The organism is Streptomyces sp. P9-A2, assembly GCF_036634175.1.
GTDB lineage: Bacteria > Actinomycetota > Actinomycetes > Streptomycetales > Streptomycetaceae > Streptomyces > Streptomyces pratens.
Window position 1 is genome coordinate 7,188,707 of sequence record NZ_JAZIFX010000001.1, and the last position, 24,487, is coordinate 7,213,193.

Here is a 24,487-nt window from a genome sequence, read left to right on the forward strand (position 1 = left end):
ATGGTCCGCCGGACCGGTCTCATCAGCACACTGATCGCGTTACTGTCCCTCCTCTTCTGGGCGCCGGTGTCCGCCGCCGCCGCGAACACCGCGGCGCCCGCGCAGCGTGCGGCCGCCGACGCGTGCGGCGTCCTCGCACCCGGAGCCTCCGCGGCGGCCGAACGCGCGATCGCCGCCGCCTGCGCGGAGGTCGCGGCCGGCACCTGGTACACGTGGGGCGGCGGGCACGGCGCCCGGCCGGGCGCCACATACGGCCAGGTCGACCCGACCGACCCGGACAGCGAGCACGATCCCGAACGGCTCGGCTTCGACTGCTCGGGCCTGGTCCGCCACGCGTACGCCGAGGCGGCGGGCTCCGACATCCTCAACGGTGTCGTCAGTCAACAGCACTACACGCACCGTGCCGCCGACCGCTTCACCGCCGCCCAGGGCCTGGCCCCGCTGCTCCCGGGCGACCTGCTCGTCTGGGGCGTCCCACAGGACCTGCACCACATCGCCATCTACCTGGGCGCGGGCAAGATGGTCGAGGCCAAGGAATCCGGCACCAGGCTCATGGTCAGTGACGTCCGCCTGAGCAGCGGCTACTTCGGCGCCGTCCGCGTCAACACCGGGCCTGTCACCGGTCACATCCACCAGACCTGGGGCACCGGCGTGTGGACCAAGGCCGAACCCTCCATCAGGGCCGCCCGCGTCTACGCCTTCCCGTACTCCACCACCATCCGCGTCCAGTGCCAGAAGCACGCCGAACCCGTCACCTCCGAGGGCTACACCAACGACGTGTGGTCGTACCTGCCGGACTACAGGGCGTGGGTGACCAACATCTACATCCAGGGAGCGGCGTGGCTCGACGGCGTGCCCGACTGCGGGACGACGCCACCGACACCGTGACGCGCCGGCGCCGAGGGCGGCAGATTCGATCGAACGAATGACATGGAGCACCCGGGAACCATGGGAGACGAGCAGCTCTGACGTATGCGCGAGGCACGTCTGCGACGCCTGGCGGAGCAGAACCCGGGGTTCGCGACGCCGAGCCCTCAGCCCGCATCGCACCCTCGGCCCGCGCCACCACGCCCTCGGTCCGCGCCGCGTCCGGCCCGGAGGCCGGGCGCGGCGACACCGCGCGGCAGCGGAGCGCCTGCCCACCGCGATCCCCGGCTCGGAACAGGTGAGCCCAGCCGTCTCGGCCACGCCGCCGCCCTCAGCGCACTGCTGTGGGCGGTCCTGCTGACCACGGGCCGGCAGCTCCCGCTCAAGCTCGCTCGTGATCTCCCACTGTCCTGGGCAGAGCCCGCGGAGCTCGCCACGCGGGAGGAGACCGCGCCCTGGTTCCCCCGCTTCTTCGAGTACGTGGTGTTCAGCGGACCCGCTGAGGGGAAGCTGTGGCTCTACCCCGCGCTCGCGGTGTCCGCGGCGTTCGTGGTGCGCTGGTCCAGGTCGCTGCCCGCCGCTTTCCACGCACTGCTGGGCTGGTCAGCAGCTCTCTACGGCTTCGCCGCGCTGACGGCCCTGGGACCGTGGGCGCTCAGGTTGTGGCCTGTCACGGCGGTGATCGGCCTGCTCTCGCTGCTGATGCTGTTCCGGCGGCCCGGGTGAGACGGCCGGGCGTTTCGACGGCCGAAGGCACGCGACTGTGAGCAGGGCTCCCACGCACGGTGCAGCGGATGGGGACCCGGCAGCCCCTCTGTCCCGAGTTCAGCCCCGTCCGCAGCGATCGAGTGCAGCACGAACCTGGTTGAGCCCCTCCGCTCTCCAGTGGTCCCGGTCGGGCAGTTGGTCGTCCCGGCGCCAGCGCCAGGCCGAGAACATCGCCCAGCCCAGGGCGCGGCACCGGTGAATCAGGCCGTGGTCGGCCCCCGCATAGTGCTTTCCCACTTCTTCGGGTGCATGGGCGAGGTCGAATTCGATCGGCCCACGGCAGCACGTGGCGAGGTCGACGAAAAGCGGCCCTCTCCTCGTGCGCAGGAGGTTGCCCGGATGCGGCTCGCCGTGCAACAACTGGTCGCCGGCTTTCTCCAAGCCGATCGCGGCGCTCGGTCCACTGAGTGTGTCGCTGAGGAGTTCCCGGTCGGAATCGGACAGCTCGGGGGACTGCTCCCGGTCGTTCACCTCTCTCAGCGCTTCGGCGACTCGATCGGTGAAATGCGGTGCGTCCAGATCGATTTGGCGCAGGGCGGCATGGTGCCGCATGAGCGCGTCCGCGTAGTCGGCCGGCGCGATCTCCGACCCCACAGGTTCGTAGTAGGTCCAGAGCGAGATGGCGAAGGCATCACGCAAATAGACTCGGGGGCCTACCCGGGGATCGAGCTCAGCCACCGGAGCGTCGACGTCGGCGAGACGGCGAGCAACCTCTACTTCGAACTCGGAATCAACCAGATGCCCCGAAGGCGCGACCCGAGCCAGGGCATCGCAAGGGAGCAGGCGCAGCACGACGCGGTCCGAGTTGTTGATGACGACCACATCGTCGACCTGAAGGCCCAGCTCCGAAGCGGTCGCCCGTCCTGCCTCGACTGCGCGACGGAGTTCCCATGGCTCCATACCGTGCTCCCTCGTTGTTGAGTACACATACACGTCCGGGGACAACAGCGGCGCCCCCGATGGCTCGACGGTGCGCGTGCAGCCGTGCCGCTCCAGCACGGCGGCCAGGTGCGGTTCCGTCTCGGCGCTCTCGACACCTGATGCGCCGGGGGCTGCCGCGTGCTCGGCCCGGTCGAGTACTTCGTCGGACAGCTCGGGGTGGCTCGGACGAACCTGGAGCATGAGGTTGCCGGGCAGTCAGAGCCGGCTCCGGGCCAGGGTCTGGCCTTTGTGGGTCCAAACCGCCGCGGGGTGCTTGTTGGTTCGGTCGAGCGACAGGCACCGGTTCCGGGCGAGGTCGCCGATGTGACGGTAACCGGTCGCCGGGAATACCCGAGTGGCCAGATCCGAAGGCGCGCAGCGCCATCGAACCGGCGTAGTCATGGCGCTGCATGTGCGCCATGCTGCCGATCGCTTTTTGATCAAGCAAGGGAGTTGTTCGCCTGGCGTCGCCAGAACTCACCGCCCTCCACGCGCCTCGAGCGGCCGACTGAGCGGCCGGCTGCTGAGCCGTGTCCTGTGGAGCTCTCGCGGGATCGGCCGGCGGCAGCGGTCACCAGCTGATGCCGGCCGCCACCGGCAGATGGTCGCTGCCGGTGGCCGGCAGTACCCACGAGCTCTTCGGCTCCACGCCCCTGACCAGGATCTGATCGATCCGCGCCATCGGGAGGGACGCCGGCCAGCTGAAGCCGAAGCCGTCCCCGGCCGCTTCCTGGGCCGAGCGCAGCTGCGAGGTGAGGCCGTCGAACGCGCGGTCGTCGGTGGTGCCGTTCATGTCGCCGAGCACCACCACCCGCTCGTTCTGCTCGGCGGCGACGGCCTTGGCGAGCGCGACCGCGCCGACGTCGCGCGAGTCCGTCCAGAAGCCGTGCCTGGGCATCAGCCGCACCGACCCCAGGTGCGCCACGTACACCACCAGCGGCCCCTGGTCCGTGGCCACCGTGGTGCGCAGCGCCCGGGGCGGGTCCACGGGGAGGTCCCCGGCCCGCCGGGTTTTCGCCAGCGGCCCGGCATTGCCCCGCAGGACGTCGACCGACCGGGAGTCCGACAGCGGCAGCTTGCTCCACAGCCCGACCGTGCCCTGCACCGTGTGGTACGGGTATGCCTTCGCCAGCTCCTTCCCGTACGCGACCGTGGCCTGCGGGGTCAGCTCCTCGAGCGCCAGCAGGTCCGCCCCGGAGGCGGCCAGGTCGCGGGCGGTGCCGGCCGGGTCGGGGTTCTCGGCGTTGACGTTGTGGCTGACCACGGTGAGGTCGCCGCCCGGCTGGGACTTGTCGAGGAGCAGTCCGCCGAAGAGGCTCAGCCATGCCACGACCGGCAGCAGCAGCGCGACCACCGCCGCGGCGGAGCGGCGCCACAGCGCCCCGGCAAGGAGCACCGGGACGAACAGGCCGAACCACGGCAGGAACGTCTCCACCAGGCTGCCGAGACCGCCCCTGTCCGTGATCTCCGCGTGCAGCAGCATGAGCAGGCCGAGCGCCAGTGCCAGCGCCGCGAGCACCGGGCCGCGCTTCCACGGGTCCGGCCCGGAGAGGCTGCGGACCGCCCGGCGGATACGCGCGCGCCGGGCACCCGAGCCGGTGTCCCCGCGACCGGCGCCGCACTGCCCGGCCTGAGCCGTGTCCAGGATCTCGGCGCGCTCCTCGGCGTCGCCCTGCTGCCGCGCCTCCGGAACTTCTCGTAGTGCTTCACTCACTGATCAGATGTCCTTCGGAGGAAGTGCTGGTGGTGCGGGCAGTCGAACGGCGATACGGAGTCCGCCCCCAGCGCGCGGCGTGAGGGTGAGGGTCCCGTCGTGCACCTCGGTGATCCGCCGGACGATGGCCAGGCCGAGTCCGACACCCGCGTGGTCGTTGCGAATACGTCCGGTGGCGCGCTGAAACGGCTCGGTGAGAGTCGAGACCAATTGCGGGGAGAGCTTCTCGCCGCTGTTCTCGACCGTGAGCCCCACGGTCTCGGGGCCGGCGCCGGTCTCGACCCACACCGTGCCCCTGTCGGACAGGTTGTGCACGATCGCGTTGTGCACAAGGTTCGTCGTCAACTGCAGCAGGAGCGCCTGTGAGCCGAAAGCCGGGGCGATGTCACCGGAGGTCTCGATGGTGACACCGCGCTTCTCGGCGAGCGGGAGCAGTGTCTCGGTGGCCTCTTCCACGAGCAGGGAGAGGTCGACAGGTTCTCGGGTGAAGGACCTCTGGTCGGCGCGGCTGAGTACGAGCAGCGCCTCGGTGAGGTCGATCGCCCGGGCGTTGACGGCGTGCAGGCGGTTGATGATCTCGCCGAGGTCCTGCGTCGGATCGTTGCGGGCCACGTCGAGGAGCGCCTGCGAGATCGCCAGCGGGGTGCGCAGTTCGTGCGAGGCGTTGGCCGCGAATCTCCGCTGCTCGGCCACGTGCGCTTCGAGGCGGGCGAGCATCGTGTCGAAGGCGTCGGCGAGTTCACGGAACTCGTCCTTGCGGCCCGGCAGCCGGATCCGGTGGGAGAGTGATCCATTCGTGGCCATGCTGGTGGCGTCCGTGATGCGGGTCAGCGGGGCGAGCATGCGGCCGGCGAGAATCCACCCGCCCACGAGACCGAACACCAGCAGGAACGCCAGTACCGCGGCTGCCCTCGGAGCGAAAACGTCCAGGAGAGCGGACCGGACGGGAAAAACACCCTTGAGCTTGTCATCGGGGTTGATGAGCATCGCACGATCGGGGACGTAGCGCAGGAGGAACACCCACACCGCCGCGAGCAGCAGGAGGCCGGCGAACATGAGGAATCCGGCGTAGCTGAGGGTGAGCTTGAAGCGAACGCTGAACCCGGGCTGCCTATCCACGGTCTCCTCCCTCGTGGCCGGCCGCCGGTTGCGTGTCGATGCGGTACCCGGCGCCGGGCACCGTGGCAATGACCCAGGGTTCACCGAGCCGTTTGCGCAGTGCCGAGACCGTGATGCGTACGGCGTTGGTGAACGGGTCCGCGTTCTCGTCCCAGGCCCGCTCCAGAAGCTCCTCGGCGCTGACCACACCGCCTTCGGCAGCGACGAGGACTTCGAGCACGGCGAACTGCTTCCTGGTCAGCGCGACGTAGTGGCCGTCGCGGTGGACTTCGCGGCGGAACGGATCGAGCCGCAGGCCCGCGATCTCGCGGACCGGGGGCCGGGCGTACGCGCGCCTGCGGTCGAGTGCTCTGAGCCTGAGCACGAGTTCCCGGAGCTCGAACGGCTTGGTGAGGTAGTCGTCGGCGCCGAGTCCGAACCCGGAGGCCTTGTCGTCGAGCCGGTCGGCGGCGGTGAGCATGAGGATCGGCATGCCGCTGCCGGAGGCGACGATGCGTTGGGCGATCTCGTCGCCGGAAGGGCCGGGAACGTCGCGGTCGAGGACGGCGATGTCGTAGGTGTTGACGCCCAGCAGTTCCAGAGCGGTGTCACCGTCACCGGCGATGTCGGACGCGATCGCTTCCAGGCGCAGACCATCGCGGATGGCTTCTGCCATATAGGGCTCGTCCTCGACGATCAGCACTCGCATGCTCCGAGGGTACGAGTCGCCCCATATCGTCGGCGTATCGAAAACCACGTAGGTGCCGGCACCACCGCAACGCCGTGACTGCGGGCAGGACCTACGGCGACAGAGCTTGACATCCTCCCCTCGTGAGCGAGAGGGATTCCCACGGCCCGCGCCGTCAGGTTCTCTGTTTCGTCGCCCCCGATCCACTCGAAGCCCTCCTGTACGGGCTGCTCACAACTCGCCGGTCCCCATCGCGATCCGTAAGGAACGCTGTACGAGTGATTCAGTGGGAGGCCGCCGTCCGGATGGCCGAGGAAGAGCTGGAACGCACCTTTCAGGAGGACTCTTCAGCCCTCCGCCCTCACACGCCCGCTTCCGTCAGGAACGGGCTGGGCTTGCCCGACCAGGACACGTACAGGCTGTCGCGGGCCCGAGTGCAGGCGACGAACAGCAGGCAGCGTTCGGACATCAGGTCCGTCTCGTGCTGTTGGGCGTCCACCTCGGGCGAGGTGACCGCCTTCGGGAACGGCAGGGCCTCCTCGGTGACGCCGACGACCGCGACGCACCGGAACTCCAGCCCCTTGAAGGAGTGCATGGTGCCGACCCGCACCGCCGTCGGCTCCTTCGCGGTGCCGGTGGTGCGCAGGGTCTCGGCCGGGATGCCGGCTTCCTTCAGCCGGGCCACCGCCTTCGACCCCGTCCGCTTGAAGCGGGCGCTCACCCCGATCTCCCCGGCCCCGACCCCCGCCTCCAGCCACGCCCGCACCCGCGCGACCAGCGCGTCCAGTTCGGCCTCCTCGGTCGTCGCGGCGTGCACGGCCGGCCCGTCGCCGTGCAGGGCGGAGCGGTAACCGAGCAGGGTCTCGTTGCGGCCGTCGTCCTCCAGTTGCGCGATCGGACGGCCGATGAGCAGCGCGGTGGACCAGCGCAGGATCTCCTGCGTACTGCGGTAGTTCTTGCGCAGCTTCACCGACCGCCCGGTCACCTTGATGCCGAGCGACTTCAGGGACACCTTCGAGTCGTAGATGCGCTGATGCGGGTCCCCGGCGACGAACAGGTCGTCCGGGCGGGCCGGGGCGGCCGCGCGCAGCAGCCGCCACTGCGCCGGGTGCAGGTCCTGCGCCTCGTCGATCACCACGTGCCGGTAGCGCGGCCCCTTCTCCGCCAGCAGGTGCGCCGCCTCGGCGCACGTCTGCAGCCAGGTGCGGGCCCCGTCCGCGGCGAGGTCCGCCGTGAACCGTTCCACCGTCTCCCACACCAGCGGCCGTTCGGCCGCGGTGAGCCGGCTCCCGCGTCCGCGCCGGTCCGCCGCCTCGTACGTGGCGAGGGTACGGATGTCCTGGGCCAGGACGACGTGCCGGTACTCCTGGGCGAGGAACTGCGCGCTGCCGTCGAAGCCCGTCGCCTCGGCGGCCTTCGCCCAGCGGCTCTCCTCCTCGTTGGACTGCAACGGCCGCAGCGCCACCGCGTCCGGCACCTCGCCGACGACACGGCTCGCGAAGCCGTCCACCGTCGAGATGTCCACCCGCGCCCGCAGCTCCGGGTCCTCTACCAGGGACTCCAGGCCCGCGCGCAAAGCGTTCACCAGTGCGTTGGTGTACGTCGTCAGCAGGATGCGGTCCCCGTCGCGCAGGTGCCCGAGCAGGTGCTTGACCCGGTGCAGCGCCACGACCGTCTTGCCGGTCCCCGGCCCGCCCGTCACCTGGGCGGGCCCCGAGTAGGACGCGCGGTAGGCCACCTTGCGCTGGGAGGGGTGCAGGAAGACCCGCCAGGCCGCGAAGGGCTTCTCGAGAATGTCCCGCAATTCCTCCGACGCCGTGACCAGCGCGATCCGCGCCCGGCTGTGCCGGATCGCCGTCTCGAAGTCCTGTGTGTCGACCGGCTGCGTCGCCGCCTGGAGGGCGGGCGCGACGATGTCCTGCCACACCTCCTCGACCGTGCAGCCCTCCGCGAGGTACTGGAGCACTTCACGCTGGTCCTGCGGCAGCAGCGGCGCGAAGACCTCCAGCTGCTCCTTGTCGACGAGCGACCGGGCCTGGCGCAGCGTCTCGGCGTCGATGCCGAGCGCGTTCAGGTCCCCGTCGGAGAACTTCTCGAACAGCCGCGCCTTCGTCGAGGTCCGCGCGACCCGCTCGTACGCCGGCGTGATCTCGTCCAGGGTGGCCGCGTCCCGGATCTCCACGGCCCGGGTCACCGTGTTGATCGTGGACTTCTGCTTCCTGGCCCAGGCGATCGCCTTGTCGTGCTGCATGACCCGCAGCAGGACGAAGGTGTCCCCGCTCGTCGGGGCGAGGACGACACCGCGCCAGAACAGGTCGATGCGGATCGTCCGGATCTGCTTGTCCCGCGGCTTCTGCAGACTCTCCAGTTTCAGCCCCGGATCCTTGAAGAGCTGGTCGAGGCTGAGCCGGTCGAACTTCTCCCAGGCGTCCAGCACGCCCTTCCTGACCGGCGGCTGGAGCTTGGGCAGTTCGGCGAAGAAGCCGATGTCGAAGGCGAGCTGCGGCATGAAGCGATCCTAGGGGCCGGGGGAGTCGTCGTGCTGTGGGCAGAGGGAGGCCGGGGGAGAGGATTCAGGTGGGCGGGCCGGAGGCGTCGCCGTCGAGGTCCAGGCGGATCACCGCCAGCGTCTCGGCGACCTCGGCCGTGAGTTCGTGGTCCGGGCCGAACACCAGGCACAGGTCCGCGTGCAGCGGGTCCAGGACGTCGAACGCGTCCGCCGTCCGCCCCTGCGCGAGCAGCAGCATGCCGATGTCGCGGCGCAGCTCCACGGCGTTCTCGCTCACGTCGCCGTCGATCGACCGCACGGAGTCCAGTACGCCCCGCAGCCCGGCCAACGCCTCGGTCACCCGGCCCAGTTCGCCACTGCAGCGGGCCGCCTGCGCCCGGCAGTCCAGCGTCGCCTCGTTGCGCGGACCGGCGACCCGGGCGTACGCGTCGGCCAGCGCCTCGAACTCCGGCAGCGCGGCCCGGTGATCGCCCGCCAGCTGACGGCTGAACGCCCGGCGCCTGCGCAGTGCGAGAACCGGCTTGCTCTCCGAGCCGAGCACCCGGGCCGCCGTCTCGATCATCTCGCCGACCACCTCGGCGGCCTGGGAGAACCGCTCCTCCTCCATCAGCGCGGCGTAGTGGTCGTGCACCTCGCGGATCTGCTCCCGCAGCTCCTCGCGCTGGGCGGGCGGCAGCACCGGCGCCGCAGCCGCGCCGGGTCCGGCGTCGGCCGCGGTCGGCCGCGCGCCCGTGGCTCCGGCACGCGAGCGGGGCGCGTACGGGCGGCGGAACACCCCGGTCGGGTCGGGCGCCCCGGCCGGACCCGCCTCGCCCGGCAGCCGCGCGTCGTCCGCGTTCTCCGCGTCCTTCGCGTCGTCCGCCGGTGACGGGAGGAACGGCCGCAGCCGCTCGTACACCGCCTGCACGTCCACCGGGCGCGCCTCGGGCGCCTTGCGGAGCAGGTCCAGGACGAGTTCCTCCAGCTCCGCCGGCACCTCCGGACGCAGCTTGCGCAGCGGCGTCGGCGCGGCCGACACATGCTGCATCATGAGGTAGTACTCGCCGTTCCCCTCGAACAACGGCCTCCCGCACAGCAGTTCGTGCAGCACGCACCCGAGCGCGTACAGGTCGGTGCTCGGCGTGACCCGGGCGCCCCGCACCTGCTCCGGCGCCATGTAGTGATACGTCCCGATCGGGCTCCCCGTCGCCGTCAGCTTGGTGACGTCGGTCCGCAGGATGGCCGCGATGCCGAAGTCCAGCACCTTCACCGTGCCGTCCCGGGCCACCAGGATGTTGCTCGGCTTGAGGTCCCGGTGCACCACCGGCACGTCGTGCGCGTGCGACAGCACCGTGGCGACCTGCGCCGCCACGGCCACCGCCCAGTTGACGGGCAGGAGGTGTTCCGGGTGGACGTACGCGGTCAGCGGGACGCCGTCGACCAGTTCCATCACCAGGAACAGCTGCTCGTACGACTCGTCCAGCACCGCGTCGTACACCTGCGGTACGCCAGGGTGCTGGATCCGCGCGGTGACCCGCGCCTCCCGCCGGAACCGCTTCTCGAACTCCTCCGCCAACTGCGGCGACGTCACGGCCTGCGGGCGCACCAGCTTCACGGCGACGGGCCGGTCCAGCACGGCGTCGAAACCACGCCACACGTCACCCATGCCGCCGTGACTGAGGGGTTCGAGCAACTCGTAGCGATCCGCGATCCGTCGTCTGTCGTCCGGCACGTGGTCCCGTCCCGCCCCTCGTCCTCGCCCGTCGAGCGCCCGATGTGGTGCGGGGCACATCTTGGCCGGTGGGTGACGAGGGAGTCCAGTTGAGGCGGGCGAGGCGACGCTCTACGGGAGCGGAGGCGGCGAGATCAGGCCAGGTGTGGCGCATTCCGCCCAGACCGTCTTGCCGGGACCGCCCGACCGGCGCGGGCAGCACCCCCACCGGTCGGCCAACGCGGCGACGAGCAGCAGCCCGCGCCCGTCCTCGCCGTCGGCCGACGGCGGGGACGGAAGCGCGGGCAGACCTTCACCGCGGGTGTCGCTCACTTCGACGCGTACGGTTCCGGTCGCGGTGTCGGCCGTCAGCAGCAGGTGGAAGTCACGGCCGGCCACGTGCCCGTGCCGTACGGCGTTGGTGCACAGTTCGGCCGCGACGAGCGTGACGACGTCGTGCGCGTCGCTGCCGTACGGGATGCCCCAGGCGTCGAGGCGGTGCCCGCACAGCCGTCTGGCGAGACGGGCACCACGCGGGGTGGAGCTGAAGCGCATCGTGAACCGGTGCGCCGTGAGGGGGGATCGTGTTGCGGTCATGCGCTTACGGTGGCGCTTCGTGGCACAACGTGACCAGCGGCGACGCGCTGCTTCCGGGGATCGGTACGGGGCGGGCGCGGGCGTTGTACGGGGCGGTACCCGATGGCAGCTTTGCTGCGGTGGCTGCTCCGCATTCCACTGCGGAAGCAGGAAGCAGGAAGCAGGAAGCAGGAAGCAGGAAGCAGGAAGCAGGAAGCAGGAAGCAGGAGGAGGGAGGCAGGGGACGGGGGATGGGGGGACAGGGGGCAAGGTGCCGGTCGACGCGTAGTCGCTCCAGGGTCGCCGCCTGCCGGCCGGTCAGGCCTGATCGGCAGCGCGCAGGGCCCGCGCCAGCCACTCCAGCTCCTCGGTCGCGTCGGGCGCCGAATCCTGCCCGCGCACGCGGGCGACAAGCCTGTGGTAGCGCTCCGCCCCTGCCTCGATCCCGGCCTCCAGGCTGCGCAGCACGGCGGTCCGATCGGCGTCGTCGAACAGCGGGGACAGCACCTCGGCCGCCTCCGGTGCCTCGGGGGCGACCCCGCGTTTTCTGATCTCCGCGACGATCTCCACGACCTGCCTGGCCCACCAGATGGACGCCCCGGGGGGACGGCCCTGCCCCGGTGCGGGCGTGTTGAGCTCCAGCCATGTGCGCAGCCGGGCGCGAAAGCCGGGGTCCCGCACCAGTTCGGCCAGTTCGATCCAGGCGTCGACCTGCTCAGGTGTGGGATCGTCGGGCAATTCGATGCGGTAGGTGAGTATGCGGTCGCGCAGGCGCGGCTCGACGTCGAGACCGCCGAACACCTCCTCCTTGAACTCGTCGATGATCTGCTTGCGTTCGGCGGCGGAAAGCCGTGCCAACCTGTTCATCAGTGCTGTCTCCTCAGCGGTGGAACCACGTGTCGCCACGGTGGACAGGACGGCCCGGCTCACCTTGAGCGAGCGGATCCGCGCGTCGAGCGCGGCCACGTGCGCGCCGGCGACCTCGGCGACCGTGGTCCGGCCGCTCAGCACCCGGCACACGTCGTCGAGCCCGAGGCCCAGTTCCCGCAGGGTGCGGACCAGTTCGACGCGGGCCACGGACTCGGCGTCGTACAGCCGGTAACCGCTCGCGGAGCGGGCCACGGGCGGCACCGCTCCCTCGTCCGACCAGAAGCGCAGGGTGCGCACCGGAACTCCGGTGCGGTGCGCGAGCCGGCCGATGGTGAGCACGTCGGGGCGTTCGTCGTCCATGAACGAGATCCTGGACCCTCCAGCCACTGGAGACTCAAGCGCCTCCTCCCCTTCGATCAGGCCGCAGATCGATCGGATCGGATGAGGAGGCTTCAGGAATTCCTAAGTCACGTCACAGTCGGCCGAGCACGGAAATGGTGTGCGGGATCTGCCGGCGACGCGGGTACTGGCGGATCCGAACCTCGGCACGCGTCCTAGACCTGCGTCGGGTCGCTGTGCAGCTTGCGCCGTTCCCGGCGGTTGGGGTGGCGGATGACTACTCCGGCCATGCCGCCGGATCCGGTGAGCCGGATCAGCGGAGTTCCCGGAAGCCGGTCGGGAGTGGTCTTGTCCGTCAGGCCGCCGAAGCCGGGATCCATGCCGCTGGTGTCTGCGGCCCAGCCGTCGGGGATGACGATCGTGACACCAGACGTCTCCCCGTACGCCTCCACCGCGACCTCCGTGAGGCGGCACTCAGCCCGGGTGAAGTCGATCTTCACACCCCCCACGCCTCCGTGAGCGATCACCTGCCCGGGAACCTCCCAGCGCCCGGGGCCTCGAGACGCGCCGTACATACCGCCCTTGAGCACCAGGGGCGGCAGGCTCTCGGCGGAACTCAGCCTCGGCAAGTCGGCGGTCAGGACGGCCAACTCGGCGTAGGTCTTGGACGTCAGCGCCTGCTCCAGGCGCGAATCCAGCTCATCGAGATCGATTCGCCCCTCGGCTGCCGCATCGCGCAGCTGTTCCACCACTGCTTCCCGGTCGTCGTGAGAGGCGCGGAGCTCTCCTGACGGAGCAGGGCGCGGAGAGGGCTCTGGAGGCTGGACAGTCATGGCCACAAGGATAAACAGCCGACGGACTGAGCGGACTGGGACTGCGCATCCCGAACACTGCCTGGAGGGCTGCGTGATGGGGTGGTCGGTCTCCGGGTTCTCGTCGGAGTGAAGCGCTCCGCCCCGTGGTGCCGGTGGGGCGGGGCGCATGGGTGGGACGCGGGTCAGCGGCCGGGCCAGGTGATCGTCGGCTGTTCGGAGGCGAGGGTGATCTCGAACTGTTCCAACGGCGGGGCCCCGGCGCCGCGCCACCGGGTGAGGTGCGCCTCGACGGCGTCCCAGACGCGGGACGGCCCGTTCTGCCGGACCGTCCACCGGCCGTCGTGCTCCCGGAGCACTGCCCAGGCGCCGGTGCCGACGTCGAGGAACAGGTGCTCCGTGCGGCCTTCGCGGGTGAGGGTGACGTGCTGGGCGCGGGGCGCGGCGAGTTGGGCGACGAACCGGGTGGTCCAGTCGTCGATCACGTCGGCGCCGAAGGCCGCCGGCCGCTCGTCACCCTCGTCACCCTCGTCGAGGTCGGGGAGCAGCCCCAGTGGCGGCGGCAGGTGGGGCCGGGCGAGCATGAAGGAGATCTGTCCACCGAGGAAGCGGCCGGACGCCGTGCCGTCCTCGTGGACCGTGAGCCGGGCCAGTTCGGAGGAGTACAGCCAGCCGCAGAGGGTGACGAGCACGATCCCGCCGGGGCGGGTCTGCTCGATCAGCTCGCGGGGAATGGTGAGGAGCCCGCAGGTGGCGATCACCCGGTCGTAGGGAGCCCCGTCCTTGTACCCGGCGAGGCCGTCGCCGACGATCAGGTCCGGGGCGAAACCGCAGTGCCCCAGCGCGACGCGGGCGCGGGTGGACACGCTCTCGTCGACCTCGACGGAGGTCACCGAGTCGTCGCCGAGCCGGTGACACATCAGGGTTGTGGAGTAGCCGGTGCCCGTGCCGATCTCGAGGACACGGTGGCCGGCGTCGACCCGGAGGTCCTCGAGCATGCGCACGACCAGGCCGGGCATGGTGCTGGACGAGGTGGGGGCGCGCATGATCTCCCCGCGGACGTCCCCGGGCACGATCGTGCCGGCGACCTGCGTCACCAGGGAGACGTCCTCGTAACAGGCCGCCGGCCACCGAGGATCGTCCCGCATGACCGGGGCCCAGGCGGTGGGCGTCGAGCCGTCGACCTCGCGGAAGAAGCCCTCGCGCAGGAACTCGTGGCGCGGGACCGCGGACACGGCCTCCCGCCAGGGCCCGGTCCGCAGATGGCCGCCGGCGGTCAGCCGCTCGACGAGCCGCGCCCTCAACTCCTCGTCGTTCACGCCGTCTTCCTCTCCAGGAGATCCGCCATCGCCGCCACCATCGGCAGCCCGGTCTCCGGTTCCAGCCACGCCCATTGCCCGGAGGGATTGCATTCCAGAACCACCATCGCCCCTGGCGGTCCACGGCGAAGTCGAAAGCGCCGAAGACGAGCCGGAAGTGGTCGAGGTAGGCGCGCAGGGCCTCGGAGATGCCGGGCGGTGGCTGGACCACGCTGTACCGGAGTTGTGCGTAGTCGGTGCGCCAGTCCAGCAGGTCCGAGTCGATGCGGACGCAGAACACCTGATCGCCGATGACGGTCACGCGCACGTCACCGGTCTTGTCGATGCGCCGCTGGAAGAGGTGGGCGGTGCCGGTCACCGCGTCGTCGATCTCGTCGGCGGTGACCTCCCGTACCTCGACCGTGCAGGAGACGCCGTCGACACGGTACAGCGGCGTGGACAGCGGCTTGTAGAGCACCGGCCCGTGGGTCTTGACGAAGGCGCGCGCGGCGACCGGGCAAGAGGTGATCGCCGTGGGAGGCAGCCGGAACCCGCACGCGGCCGCGGCGGCGAGCCCGGACGGCTTGAACTCGGCGTCACCGATGCGATGCGGGTGGTTGAGGTACCGGCAGCCGGGCAGTGAGGCCATGACTCCGCCGAGGCCGTAACGGGCCTGCGTGAGGGCGAAGCGCGCGGTCTGGCCGTCGAGGTGGGGGAAGGCGAACCCGGAGGGCCTGCGGTAGTACAGGGAACGGACGCGGGACAGGTCCGCCGTACGCGTGGGCGTGGTCAGCGTTCCTTCGATCCCGTGCGACGTGAGGGTGGCCGCGAACGACAGGGTGGTGGGAAGTCCCCGGAGTCGAACCGCACGACCGGGACGCCCCGGCCGTGCAGCTCGTCGATCACCAGGTCGGTCGTGGGGTCGTCCAGGTTGGTGACGACCAGAACCGGACCCATGTCTGTCACTGGTCGGTGTCGTTCCCGGAGTCCTGGTCGCCGCCACCGCCGCCACCGCTGCCGCCGGGGCCTGAACCGTCGGAGGAATTACCGGTGTTGGTCGCGGGTTTGGTGCCGGTGCTGGTCCCGTGGCCGGGCATCTCCATGACCTGTCCGACGGCGTCGAAGTAGCGGCCGGTCTGGGTGACCGGGTCCAGCTCGACGCGGGCGTACGAGGGTGCGAGGGCGGGGTACGGCGCCATGCGGCGCAGCCCTCAAGGCGCGGGCGTGCTGATGCCGTCGGGCAGCGGCGTCCCGGTGGGGAACCGGTCGGAGTGGGCGAACATCGGGGCCTCCTGGTGGGTGGGAAGGGCGGGGTTCTTCCGGGTGCCGGCTGCTTGCCTGTGGCGCGGCCCCGGTTCGGCCGCAGCGTGAACCGTTCACCGTCAGGGGTGGTCGTGCTGCGGTCGTGTACTCACGGTGGCGTGTCGTGGCCCGGCGTGACCAGTGGTGACGGCACTGGAGTCCTAGCTCAGACACCAGCCGCAAAGTAGCCGGGGATCACGTACTCGCCGCCGTGGCGGCCTGCTCGTCATGCTCGCGCAGCATCCGCATGACGGTGGCGGGCGAGGGGTGCCGGCCCTTCTTCGCGCCGGTGGTGATGACGAGCCGCTTGGCGATGTCGCGCAGGCTCATCTCCTGGTCGCGCAGGTGGAGGGCCATGGACAGCATCGACTCGTCGGTGACGCCCGCGCCGCCGATGGTCTTGCCGCGCCTGCGGGCGGACTCGTGGCCTTCCAGGGTGCGGTCTCGGATGTACTCACGCTCCATGCCGGACATCGCGGCGAGCACGGTGAACACGATGCCGGACGGATCGTGCGAGCCCTTCAGCTCCCCGGTGAGGAACTCCAGCCCGACATCGCTCGCTTTCAGTTCTTCGGCGAGCATGGCAAGTTCGATGCCGCGACCGAGCCGCTTGTGCTCGTGGACGACCAGGGTCACGGCAACGCCGGAGGAGCGGATCTCTCCGGCGAGCTTCACGGCGGCCTCCAGCTCGGGGCGCCGGACGGCGCGGGTGGAGATCTTCTCCGAGAAGACCCGCGTCACCCCGGTCTCGGCGAGGGAGTCGAGCTGCGCGTCGAGGGACTGCCGGGCGGTCGAGGCTCGGGCATAGCCGAGGCGGACGTGCCCGACCGGCTCGGCGCCGGCGCTCGCGGGCCGGGGCAGCTCGGTCCACACCGCCCCCGGCTTGCGTACGGCAGGGGTCGGCACGTTCAACGCCTTGGCGAGCTGGGGCACGAGGCGGAAGCGGGCGGTGTGGTACTGGATCGCCACCCGGCCCTTGCCGGTCCGGCACGGGGAGCCCGCGGGGGCGGCACAGGTGGACATCGGGCAGTCGTGCGCTTCCACGCGCTTGAAGTCGTCGCTCACGAGCCCGGATTGTTTCATGAGGGTGTTTCAGCCGTCCAGTAATTTGCAACGACTCATGAAACATGATCGCCGCAGGTCGACCACTGAGCGGTCCGGTGTTTCACGGGCGGCCACCTATGAAACACCTTCATCGTCCTGGCGTGCCAGCTGCCCGGCGTAGCCGGGGTATCGCCGGGCGAGCCAACGGGACAATAAGTTGATCTTGAAGCTCCGGTGACTGCCCAGCTCTCCGGTTCATCCTCGGCGAGGATGCGGTAGACCGTGGCACCGAGGGGTGCTGACCCTTGCTCACACCCTGGCGGTCGCCGCGTTCGTTTGCGTGGTCGGCCGCACAAGTGATCGGCGCACCCCGAAGCGAGCCGAGGTGGCTGCCTTCGCCCCTGTGTCCGGCATTACTTGGCTAGCCACATGATTGCTGTTACCTTGATTATGTGGCCAGCCACGCTTTTGGTGGGCAAAAGGAATGGAGTCATCGTGAAAGCAATCGTTTTCGACCAGTTTGGCGGCCCGGACGTGCTGCACGAGGCGGACATCGAGGTCCCGCAGCCCGGCCCCGGTCAGGTCCGGGTCCGCGTGAAGGCCGCCGGGCTGAACGCGCTGGACGGCAAGATTCGCGCCGGGATGCTGGAGGCCGTCCGCCCGACGACCTTCCCCGCCGTCCCCGGTGGCGAGCTGGCCGGCGTGGTGGACGCCCTGGGCGAGGGCGTGAGCGACGTGCAGGCCGGCGATGAGGTGCTGGGCTGGTCGGACACCGGCTCGTACGCCCAGTACGCGCTGGCCACCACCGTGGTCCCCAAGCCCGCCGGCCTCGACTGGCAGCACGCGGTCGCGTTGCCGGTGGCCAGCGAGACGGCCGAGCGGGTCCTGAACCTGCTGGGGGTCGCCGCGGGGGAGACCGTGCTGATGCACGGCGCGTCCGGAGCGGTGGGAACCCTGGCGGTCCAGCTCGCCACGGCCCGCGGAGCACGCGTGATTGCCACCGCGGGCCCCGCCAACCAGGACTACCTCGCCTCGCTCGGCGCCACCGCGACCGTGTACGGCGACGGTCTGGTCGAGCGGGTGCAGGCGCTGGCTCCTGACGGCGTGGACGCGGTGTTCGATCTGGCCGGGAAGGGAGCCCTGGAGGACTCCATCGCCCTGCGGGGCGGCACCGAGCGCATCGTCACCATCGCCGACTTCGGTGCACGGCAGCTGGGCATCACCTTCTCCCAGGGGTCCCAGGAACGCTCGACCGCCCGCTTGGCCGCCCTGGCCCAGGACGCCGCGGGCGGCAAGCTCGTCACCACCGTCACCGCCTACCCGCTCGACCAGGCGGCCACGGCCCAGCAGGTCAGCGACGCCGGGCACGTGCGGGGCAAGCTCGTCCTGACCGTCAACTGAGCACGCCCGCCCACCGCCTCCCCACGACCACCCGCTGCCTTTACGGTGACCGGCCGGTCACCGCCCTCTCGAAGGACCCCCTCATGCTGGATTCCCTGTGGACGCCGACCACTCTTGGTGGCATATCTCTGCCGCACCGCCTGGTCATGGCCCCCATGACCCGTGACCGCTCGACACCTGAAGGCGTACCGACCGAGCTGAACGCCGAGTACTACGCCCAGCGGGCCTCGCACGCGCTCGTCATCACCGAGGGAACCCAGCCCTCCGCCGACGGCCAGGGCTACCTCCTGACCCCCGGCATCCACAACGACGAGCAGATCGCCGGGTGGCGCAAGGTCGCCGACGCCGTGCACGCGGCCGACGGCCGGATCGTCATCCAGCTGATGCACACCGGACGCATCGCCCACCCCCACAACACCCCCCACGGCCGCCGGCCGGTCGCCCCTTCGGCGATCCGGCCAGCGGGCGTGATGTTCACCGCGTCCGGGCCCCAGGAGATGCCGACGCCCCGTGCTCTGTCGACGCAGGAGGTCGCGGCGACCGTCGAGGACTTCCGCCGCGCCGCAGCGGCCGCCGTCGCGGCAGGCGCCGACGGCGTGGAGATCCACGGCGCCAACGGCTACCTGGTGCACCAGTTCCTGTCCGACAACACCAACCAGCGCACCGATGGCTACGGCGGCTCGATCGAGGGCCGCATCCGCTTCGCCGTCGAGGTCGCCGCCGCGGTGGCCGACGAGATCGGCGCCGAGCGCACCGGCATCCGTATCTCCCCCGCAAACCCCTACAACGACATCGCCGAGTCCGACACCGCCGAGCTGTATCCGGCGCTCCTAAACGCTCTGCGCCCCCTGGACCTGGCCTACCTCCACGTCCTCCACGCGGGTGACGAGGAGCTGCTGGGCACTCTGCGCGCGCTGTGGCCGACCACGCTGATCCTCAACCGGGGCGGCACCGACCTGCCCGCCCGCGCCAAGGACATCGACCACGGCACGGCCGACCTCGTCTCCGTCGGCGCCCTCGCGCTCGCCAACCCCGACCTGGTCGAGCGGCTCCGCGCCGGCGCGCCGCTGAACACCCCCGACCCGGCGACCTTCTACGGCGGCGGAGTGGCCGGCTACACCGACTACCCCACCCACACCGGCTGAGGAACCGAACCATGCCCACCCCCGAACCCCGCATCCCCACGACGGCCGGCGCAGGACCGATGAGCTACGCGATCTTCCAACTCGCCCGCGCCCACCGCGCCTACGCCGCCACCCTGCTGCGCGAGATGGACCTGCATCCCGGACAGGAACTGCTGCTGATGCACCTTCTTGACCGGGACGGCCAGTCCCAGTCCGAGCTGCTCGAATGCCTCGGCGTGGACCACTCCACCATCTCCAAGGCGCTACGCCGCATGCAGGACGCCGGCCTGGTCATTCGCGAGCCGGCCGCACATGACCGGCGCGTCATGGTGGTCCACCTCACCGACAAGGGCCGGGCCATGCGCGAGCCCATCGCGGCCCTGTGGCAGGCCCTGGAGGAGACCTCCGCACGGAACCTGTCGGAGCAGCAGGCGGAGTCCTTCATCGAGACCGCCTACGCCATCACCGAGGCGATCAGCAGCCGCGCGCTGCCGCAAGAAGAGTCCGCGTGACTCCCCGGTGTGCACCCCATGCCCGCGTACGCCACACCACACGTGAAAGGGGCACACGGACTGGGGTGCACACCGTCCCGCATGCGGCGCGACCACCGCCGTCCCGGCTGCCTTCGCACGCGGCACGCGGCACGCGGCGGCGAGGCGGCGAGGCGGCGAGGCGCGCCGCGGATCCGCCCCCGCGGCCCGCCACCATTAGCCCTCCGGCATGCAGGCGCCTACGTCTGCAGCCACCGCCCGTCAACCTGATGGAAAGCGAGACCCCCATGCCTGCCACCGACCCCACCACTCCTCCGGTCCTCGTCGTCGGGGCGACCGGCTCCCTGGGGAGCAAGGTCGTCGACGAACTCCTGGCGCGCGGCAAGAACGTCCGCGCCCTGGTGAGGCCGGCCAGCGACGCCAGCCGGCTCGAAAGCCGGGGCGTTCAGATCGCCCGCGGCGACATGCTCAACGTCGACTCGCTCGTGGCCGCCATGAACGGCGCCGACGCCGTGATCACCACCGCCGCCGGCTACACCCGCGGCGGCAAGAACGCCAACGACATCGACACCATCGGCAACGCCAACCTCGCCGAGGCCGCCCACCGCACCGGCATCCGGCGGTTCGTCCTGACCAGCATCCTCACCAGCGACCAGACGCCCGATGTCCCGCACTTCTGGCACAAGAAGCTCGCCGAGGACAAGCTCGAACAGTTCGGCGTCCCGTTCGTCGCCCTGCGCCCGGGGGCGTTCCTCGACCAGGTCGCCAGCATGGCGGGCGACCCGGTCGACAAGGGCCGCATGTTGTGGATCGGCAAGGCCACCGTCCCGCTGACCTTCGTCCACACCTGCGATCTCGCGGCGTACCTGGCAGCCGCGGTCGACGCCGAGGCCGAGGCCGGTGAGCGCATCGACATCGGCTGGGACCGTCCGGTCAGCATGCGCGAGGTCGCCGACGTGATGGGCAGCCGGGCCGGAAAGAAGATCAAGGTGTGGGCGGTCCCGTCCGTCGTCGCCCGCGCCGCAGGAGCCGTCGCCGGCCGCTTCAACCCGGTGGTCAAGGACATGGCCGCGATGTTCGGCTGGTTCGACACCGGGCGTTACGTCGCCGACCCCCGCCGCCAGGAGCAGCTGTTCGGCCCGGTCCCCACGGCCGAGGACGCCATCGCCCGGTACACCGACGAGCTGCGCACCGCACAGCACCGGTGACAGGCCCGCGTCCCACTCTCGCCGCCCGGCGGCCTGACCAGGACGCCTCGGGCCTATCCCTCCTAGAGACCCGAGGAAGGAAACACTCATGAACGGATCGACCCTGCAGACGTTCGCCGCCGAGTGCGCGGAGGAACTTCCCGGAGCGCAGCTGGAGCATCCCTTCGGCCCGGACTGGGAGGTCTTCAAGGTACGCGGCAAGGTGTTCATGCTGATGACCGAGGTCCCCGGGCGCCCCGTCGTGATCCTCAAGGCGGACCCAGGCGAGGCCCACGCTCTCCGGGAACACAACCGCCACATCACCCCCGGCTACCACATGAACAAGAAACACTGGATCACTCTGGAGGGCGGGACAGGCATCGACGAGAAGCTCGTCAGGGAACTCGTCACCGACTCCTACCTGCTCGTCGTCTCCCACCTGCCCAAGGCCGAGCAGCCCGTCGACCCGCACACCTACGGCACCAGCACGCGGGCGGCCCGGTGAGCACGGCCGGTGACCGCCTCCAGGACACCGCCCGCAAGGCGGCCCTCGCCCTCCCCGACGTCAGTCACGGCCGCCCCTTCACCCCCGGACTCGACGTGTACAAGGTCGCGGACAAGGTGTTCCTGATCGTCACCGACGACCCGGAGGAACAGATCATCACGGTCAAGTGCGAGCCCGAGCACGCGCGGGCACTGGAGCGCGGCTACGCCTCGATCACCCCGGGCCGCTATCTCAACAAAAGGCGCTGGATCTCGCTGGGGCCCGGGCCGGGCATCACGAAGCGGCTGATCAACGATGCGGTCGAGCACTCCTACGACCTGGTCGTCGACGGTCTGCCACAGAGCGAGCGCCCGCCGAGAGCCCCTGGCCCGGACGCGGCCGCCAGGTGAACGTTGGCCGCGCCCCCTTGGACACACGCTGGCCTCAGGTCAGCCAGGCAGCTCTGGGAGCTGGGCGATGACGTCGCCTCAGCGCGTCTCGGTGGCCGACCGGTCGGCGTCCGCCGGGGTTCGGGGGCGGGGCAGGGCAGCAGCCGACCCCAGGTCCAGGCGCTTGTCCATGTCCAGGCGGAAGGTGCCGTACGGGTTGACGTTCGACCAGAACAGCGCGGTCAGGCCGCGCCGGTCCTCGCCGCTGAGCTTTTTCGCCCAGGCCGGTTCGGCCAGGACCTGCTGCACCAGCAGGGTGTTGACGTGCACGAGCGCGGACTGGAGCAGGTGCAGGGCGAGCATCGACGTTTCGGCGTGCTCCTTGTCCGGGCCGGTCAGGGCGCCGTCCTTGCCGTAGTGGAGCACGGTGTTCGCGCTGTTCCAGTTCTCGACGACCTGGAGCCCGCCGTGGATCTCGCGGCGCAGGCCGGGGCTGGCGAGGTAGTCGCAGGCGAAGTTCGTGCGCACCGCGCGGCCGAGTTCTTCGAGGGCCTGGTAGGTGGGGTGCTTGGGGCCGCCGCGGGTGAAGCGCCGCAGCACCTGCTCGGCCTCGGCGGTGCCGAGCCGGAGCGCGGTGGCGTACTTGACCATCTGGTCGTATTGCTGCTCGATCAGTTCCCAGCGGATCGGCCTCGTCAGCGAGGCGCCGAGCGCGGGCCAGCCGGGCGGTACCCGCCTCGTTGTCCTCGGCCACCAGGGACAGCAGCCGAGCCGTGCCCGCCTCGCCCAGACGGCCGACCGTGCGGGCGCAGAACGTCTTCTCCCACTTGCCCCGCGCCGCGACGAGTACCTTCTCGACCCGGGTCCGGCCCGGCGGCTCGATCTTCCGGGCCCGGCACTCCACCAGCAGGGCCTCGCGCTGCCGGTCCTCCACCAGCTCGACCGGACAGACCTCCACGGCCAGCCACTCGGCCAGCGCCTTCTCGTCCGCGACCGTCGACGGCCGGAACCCCAGGGCCTCGCGGATCTGCTTGCGGTGGTACTCGGCAGTCCGGCCGACCAGCATGTACTTCGCGAAGTCGATGGCCGGGACCTTCACCAGATCGGTGACGTACTCCACCGCGGCCGGCGGGACCTCTTCCAGCACATCGGGGAACCGGCCTTCTAGTTCGAAGAACTTCAGCAACAGGCTGAAGCCGAGCCGGGTCGCCCCGCTCTTGTTCGCTACGAGGTCCCAGTCGCCGTCTACCAGTGTCCAGTTCGCCGACAGCTCTTCTGGCGACCACTCTTGCCGCACGCCCACCCCTTTGGCCTCGATCACTCGATCAGACCAACGACGGCGCCCAGGACGGGGAAACGGGACTCGTCCCGCTACGCACGACCTACTTTGCGGCTGGTGTCTGAGCTAGGACGCCGAGGCCAAATGAGACGACCTCTTAGCCCGCCCGGGCGGCGGCGAGGCGGGCATCCACGGCGACGACACCGTCGACGCCCTGGCAGAGGCCCACGACCACCGGAACGAGCCGCGGTTCCGGGACGTGCCCCCGCAGGATGACGACCCCGTCCCGGACCTCGACCGCGACGGTGCCCTCGTCCAGGCCGAGGATGCGCCCCAGGACGTCCTGCTCGACCTCGCCGCGGATCTCGACATCGGAGCGGATGAAGGCGTCGAGCAGGTCGCTGCGGGTGACGATGCCGGTGAGGAGCCCGTCGTCGCCGACCACAGGCAGCTGCTTGACGTGCCGCCTGCGGAGTTCCCGCGCGGCCCGGGGGATCGTCCAGTCGGCGCGGGCGGTGAAGACGGGGCTGCTCATGAGCGCGCCCGCGGTTCGGGCCCGGGCCTTGTCCCAGGAGCGTTCGTCGTTCCCGTCCTGACCCTGCGGATCGGGCAGGCCGGTCTCGTGCCGCAGCACGTCGGACGCGGACACGACACCGACGGGAGCGCCGTCATCGTCGATGACCGGGGCCGCGACGATGTCGTTCGCGTCCAGCAGGGCGGCGACCTCCTGGAGTGGTGTGGTGGGGCGGAAGGTGACGACCTCCTCGGTCATCACGTCACCGACCGTGCGGCGATACAGCATGGCATCGGCCTCCTCCGCTGTGCGACGGGGCGGCCGCGGTTGGACCGCCCGGGCGGACCACGCGCGGCGCGTCGGCCTCCGCGCCCTTGCCGGCTCGTCCACGCCGTCTTCCCTCCCCATGACAGCACCGCGCCGCTCCGGCGGCCAGTGGCGTTCGGCCTGACGGGGAGGCCGGCGGTCCCCACGGCCAGGAGTGCGGCCGAGTGCGCGGTAGATGCTGGCGACGCCGGGCGCCTGGCCCTTGTCGATGGGGATGATCAGGTTGCCCCCTGATCGCTCACTCAGCGTCATTGAGCCGTGGGCTTCAGCTGCGAATACGCGACCCCTCAACATGCGACCTCACCAGTCCCAAGGGCCGTGCCATGCCCCGTTCGACGGGTGCCCGGGACGTGGCCAGTGCCCGGTTGACCGTCTGCGCCCGGTGGTGACCCCGGGGGCCGGCGCCCTGGTAGGCGCGGTCGGCCAGGACGGGGACGCCTTGGCGTTCGCAGATCCGGATGATCCGGTGGGTGCGGGCTGGGGGAGGTCAGGTCGTGGCACCGGCCCGGAAAGGCCGGCGTCTCGTACGGGACTCCAAGTGCCCTGCTGAGGCCAGGCGGGCCTTCGGGCCGTAAGCGTGGGCCGGGTTCGTGGAGATGACCGCCGGGCGCTGACCGGCGGCGGATGTACGAGCGGAGGGTCCGACGCGTGACTCTGTCGGTTGATGTCGGCCCCTTCGCGTGAGGCCCGTCGCCGTCGGGCGGCGGGCCTCAGCGTTGCGAAGCGTGAGATGCGGGTGCCGATTCGCGTGGTGTTCAGCCGGTCCAGGTGCCGATCAGGAGCAGGGCCTCGGTA

Annotated in this window: 21 protein-coding genes and 4 pseudogenes; 8 read left to right on the forward strand and 17 right to left on the reverse strand. The window is 70.8% G+C overall.

Annotation, left to right across the window (positions count from 1 at the left end):
* A complete protein-coding gene (locus tag V4Y04_RS32410) occupies positions 1–888 on the forward strand; it encodes a C40 family peptidase (protein ID WP_332431901.1) in 888 nt (295 codons plus the stop codon).
* A gap of 84 nt (positions 889–972) precedes the next feature.
* Positions 973–1,593: a hypothetical protein gene (locus V4Y04_RS32415; protein WP_332431902.1), complete on the forward strand. Its 621-nt coding sequence runs from the start codon at positions 973–975 to the stop codon at positions 1,591–1,593.
* Between the two features lie 99 nt (positions 1,594–1,692).
* Here the strand turns inward: V4Y04_RS32415 and V4Y04_RS32420 are convergent, their stop codons facing one another.
* The 13 genes and pseudogenes from V4Y04_RS32420 to V4Y04_RS32480 form a co-directional block, all read right to left on the reverse strand.
* The gene (locus tag V4Y04_RS32420) at positions 1,693–2,535 is read right to left on the reverse strand and encodes a phosphotransferase (protein WP_332433079.1); all 843 of its coding nucleotides are present in this window, start codon (positions 2,533–2,535) and stop codon (positions 1,693–1,695) included.
* A gap of 592 nt (positions 2,536–3,127) precedes the next feature.
* Positions 3,128–4,201: an endonuclease/exonuclease/phosphatase family protein gene (locus V4Y04_RS32425; RefSeq protein ID WP_443080217.1), complete on the reverse strand. Its 1,074-nt coding sequence runs from the start codon at positions 4,199–4,201 to the stop codon at positions 3,128–3,130.
* Positions 4,202–4,273: 72 nt separating this feature from the next.
* Complete coding sequence (locus tag V4Y04_RS32430) at positions 4,274–5,389, reverse strand: sensor histidine kinase (protein ID WP_332431903.1); 1,116 nt, start codon at positions 5,387–5,389, stop codon at positions 4,274–4,276.
* On the reverse strand, positions 5,382–6,077 hold the full coding sequence (locus tag V4Y04_RS32435) for a response regulator transcription factor (protein WP_332431904.1): 696 nt from the start codon (positions 6,075–6,077) through the stop codon (positions 5,382–5,384). The genes V4Y04_RS32430 and V4Y04_RS32435 overlap by 8 nt, the downstream gene beginning before the upstream one ends.
* Before the next feature lie 340 nt (positions 6,078–6,417).
* The gene (locus V4Y04_RS32440; RefSeq protein WP_332431905.1) at positions 6,418–8,565 is read right to left on the reverse strand and encodes a UvrD-helicase domain-containing protein; all 2,148 of its coding nucleotides are present in this window, start codon (positions 8,563–8,565) and stop codon (positions 6,418–6,420) included.
* A gap of 64 nt (positions 8,566–8,629) precedes the next feature.
* On the reverse strand, positions 8,630–10,336 hold the full coding sequence (locus V4Y04_RS32445; RefSeq protein ID WP_443080116.1) for a protein kinase domain-containing protein: 1,707 nt from the start codon (positions 10,334–10,336) through the stop codon (positions 8,630–8,632).
* Between the two features lie 51 nt (positions 10,337–10,387).
* Positions 10,388–10,852 carry an ATP-binding protein gene (locus tag V4Y04_RS32450; RefSeq protein WP_332431907.1) on the reverse strand — a complete coding sequence of 155 codons (465 nt, stop codon included), beginning with the start codon at positions 10,850–10,852 and terminating at the stop codon, positions 10,388–10,390.
* Between the two features lie 297 nt (positions 10,853–11,149).
* The gene (locus tag V4Y04_RS32455; protein WP_332431908.1) at positions 11,150–12,061 is read right to left on the reverse strand and encodes a helix-turn-helix domain-containing protein; all 912 of its coding nucleotides are present in this window, start codon (positions 12,059–12,061) and stop codon (positions 11,150–11,152) included.
* Between the two features lie 194 nt (positions 12,062–12,255).
* Positions 12,256–12,873 carry a DUF1707 SHOCT-like domain-containing protein gene (locus tag V4Y04_RS32460; protein ID WP_332431909.1) on the reverse strand — a complete coding sequence of 206 codons (618 nt, stop codon included), beginning with the start codon at positions 12,871–12,873 and terminating at the stop codon, positions 12,256–12,258.
* A gap of 164 nt (positions 12,874–13,037) precedes the next feature.
* Positions 13,038–14,171 carry an ATP-grasp peptide maturase system methyltransferase gene (gene tgmC / locus V4Y04_RS32465; RefSeq protein ID WP_332431910.1) on the reverse strand — a complete coding sequence of 378 codons (1,134 nt, stop codon included), beginning with the start codon at positions 14,169–14,171 and terminating at the stop codon, positions 13,038–13,040.
* Positions 14,168–15,116: pseudogene (tgmB, locus tag V4Y04_RS32470) on the reverse strand (ATP-grasp ribosomal peptide maturase). The gene tgmC and the pseudogene tgmB overlap by 4 nt, the downstream one beginning before the upstream one ends.
* Positions 15,113–15,433, reverse strand: a pseudogene (gene tgmA / locus V4Y04_RS32475) (putative ATP-grasp-modified RiPP). The pseudogenes tgmB and tgmA overlap by 4 nt, the downstream one beginning before the upstream one ends.
* 214 nt (positions 15,434–15,647) lie before the next feature.
* The gene (locus V4Y04_RS32480) at positions 15,648–16,517 is read right to left on the reverse strand and encodes a recombinase family protein (protein ID WP_332431911.1); all 870 of its coding nucleotides are present in this window, start codon (positions 16,515–16,517) and stop codon (positions 15,648–15,650) included.
* Positions 16,518–16,991: 474 nt separating this feature from the next.
* Here V4Y04_RS32480 and V4Y04_RS32485 point away from each other — a divergent pair, with 474 nt between their 5' ends.
* From V4Y04_RS32485 to V4Y04_RS32510, 6 genes are all read left to right on the forward strand, one after another.
* Positions 16,992–17,897 (forward strand): NADP-dependent oxidoreductase, encoded by a 906-nt coding sequence (locus V4Y04_RS32485; RefSeq protein WP_332431912.1) that lies wholly within the window; start codon positions 16,992–16,994, stop codon positions 17,895–17,897.
* Positions 17,898–17,980: 83 nt separating this feature from the next.
* Positions 17,981–19,042, forward strand: a complete 1,062-nt coding sequence (locus V4Y04_RS32490; RefSeq protein WP_332431913.1) for an alkene reductase — start codon at positions 17,981–17,983, stop codon at positions 19,040–19,042.
* An 11-nt stretch (positions 19,043–19,053) separates the two neighbouring features.
* A complete protein-coding gene (locus V4Y04_RS32495; protein ID WP_332431914.1) occupies positions 19,054–19,533 on the forward strand; it encodes a MarR family winged helix-turn-helix transcriptional regulator in 480 nt (159 codons plus the stop codon).
* 266 nt (positions 19,534–19,799) lie between these two features.
* The gene (locus tag V4Y04_RS32500) at positions 19,800–20,720 is read left to right on the forward strand and encodes an SDR family oxidoreductase (RefSeq protein WP_332431915.1); all 921 of its coding nucleotides are present in this window, start codon (positions 19,800–19,802) and stop codon (positions 20,718–20,720) included.
* A gap of 88 nt (positions 20,721–20,808) precedes the next feature.
* Positions 20,809–21,204 carry an MmcQ/YjbR family DNA-binding protein gene (locus V4Y04_RS32505; RefSeq protein WP_332431916.1) on the forward strand — a complete coding sequence of 132 codons (396 nt, stop codon included), beginning with the start codon at positions 20,809–20,811 and terminating at the stop codon, positions 21,202–21,204.
* Positions 21,201–21,593, forward strand: a complete 393-nt coding sequence (locus V4Y04_RS32510; protein WP_332431917.1) for an MmcQ/YjbR family DNA-binding protein — start codon at positions 21,201–21,203, stop codon at positions 21,591–21,593. The genes V4Y04_RS32505 and V4Y04_RS32510 overlap by 4 nt, the downstream gene beginning before the upstream one ends.
* 78 nt (positions 21,594–21,671) lie before the next feature.
* On the opposite strand, the gene V4Y04_RS32515 is transcribed toward V4Y04_RS32510, so the two are convergent.
* From V4Y04_RS32515 to V4Y04_RS32530, 4 genes and pseudogenes are all read right to left on the reverse strand, one after another.
* On the reverse strand, positions 21,672–22,271 hold the full coding sequence (locus tag V4Y04_RS32515) for a Tn3 family transposase (protein WP_332433081.1): 600 nt from the start codon (positions 22,269–22,271) through the stop codon (positions 21,672–21,674).
* Positions 22,272–22,470: 199 nt separating this feature from the next.
* Positions 22,471–22,893 (reverse strand): annotated as a pseudogene (locus V4Y04_RS37900) (DUF4158 domain-containing protein); the annotation flags it as partial.
* Positions 22,894–23,008: 115 nt separating this feature from the next.
* Positions 23,009–23,653 (reverse strand): CBS domain-containing protein, encoded by a 645-nt coding sequence (locus V4Y04_RS32525; RefSeq protein ID WP_332431919.1) that lies wholly within the window; start codon positions 23,651–23,653, stop codon positions 23,009–23,011.
* Between the two features lie 355 nt (positions 23,654–24,008).
* A pseudogene (locus V4Y04_RS32530) lies at positions 24,009–24,213 on the reverse strand (IS5/IS1182 family transposase); the annotation flags it as partial.
* Between the last annotated feature and the right edge of the window lie 274 nt (positions 24,214–24,487).

Coding starts and splice junctions, on each gene's coding strand:
- V4Y04_RS32445 (WP_443080116.1), bottom strand. CDS start 10,336: ATGTGCCCCGCACCACATCGGGCGCTCGACGGGCGAGGACGAGGGGCG.
- V4Y04_RS32495 (WP_332431914.1), top strand. CDS start 19,054: ATGCCCACCCCCGAACCCCGCATCCCCACGACGGCCGGCGCAGGACCG.
- V4Y04_RS32440 (WP_332431905.1), bottom strand. CDS start 8,565: ATGCCGCAGCTCGCCTTCGACATCGGCTTCTTCGCCGAACTGCCCAAG.
- V4Y04_RS32410 (WP_332431901.1), top strand. CDS start 1: ATGGTCCGCCGGACCGGTCTCATCAGCACACTGATCGCGTTACTGTCC.
- V4Y04_RS32415 (WP_332431902.1), top strand. CDS start 973: ATGCGCGAGGCACGTCTGCGACGCCTGGCGGAGCAGAACCCGGGGTTC.
- V4Y04_RS32525 (WP_332431919.1), bottom strand. CDS start 23,653: ATGCTGTATCGCCGCACGGTCGGTGACGTGATGACCGAGGAGGTCGTC.
- V4Y04_RS32450 (WP_332431907.1), bottom strand. CDS start 10,852: ATGACCGCAACACGATCCCCCCTCACGGCGCACCGGTTCACGATGCGC.
- V4Y04_RS32460 (WP_332431909.1), bottom strand. CDS start 12,873: ATGACTGTCCAGCCTCCAGAGCCCTCTCCGCGCCCTGCTCCGTCAGGA.
- V4Y04_RS32420 (WP_332433079.1), bottom strand. CDS start 2,535: ATGGAGCCATGGGAACTCCGTCGCGCAGTCGAGGCAGGACGGGCGACC.
- V4Y04_RS32490 (WP_332431913.1), top strand. CDS start 17,981: ATGCTGGATTCCCTGTGGACGCCGACCACTCTTGGTGGCATATCTCTG.
- V4Y04_RS32505 (WP_332431916.1), top strand. CDS start 20,809: ATGAACGGATCGACCCTGCAGACGTTCGCCGCCGAGTGCGCGGAGGAA.
- V4Y04_RS32435 (WP_332431904.1), bottom strand. CDS start 6,077: ATGCGAGTGCTGATCGTCGAGGACGAGCCCTATATGGCAGAAGCCATC.
- V4Y04_RS32500 (WP_332431915.1), top strand. CDS start 19,800: ATGCCTGCCACCGACCCCACCACTCCTCCGGTCCTCGTCGTCGGGGCG.
- V4Y04_RS32455 (WP_332431908.1), bottom strand. CDS start 12,061: ATGGACGACGAACGCCCCGACGTGCTCACCATCGGCCGGCTCGCGCAC.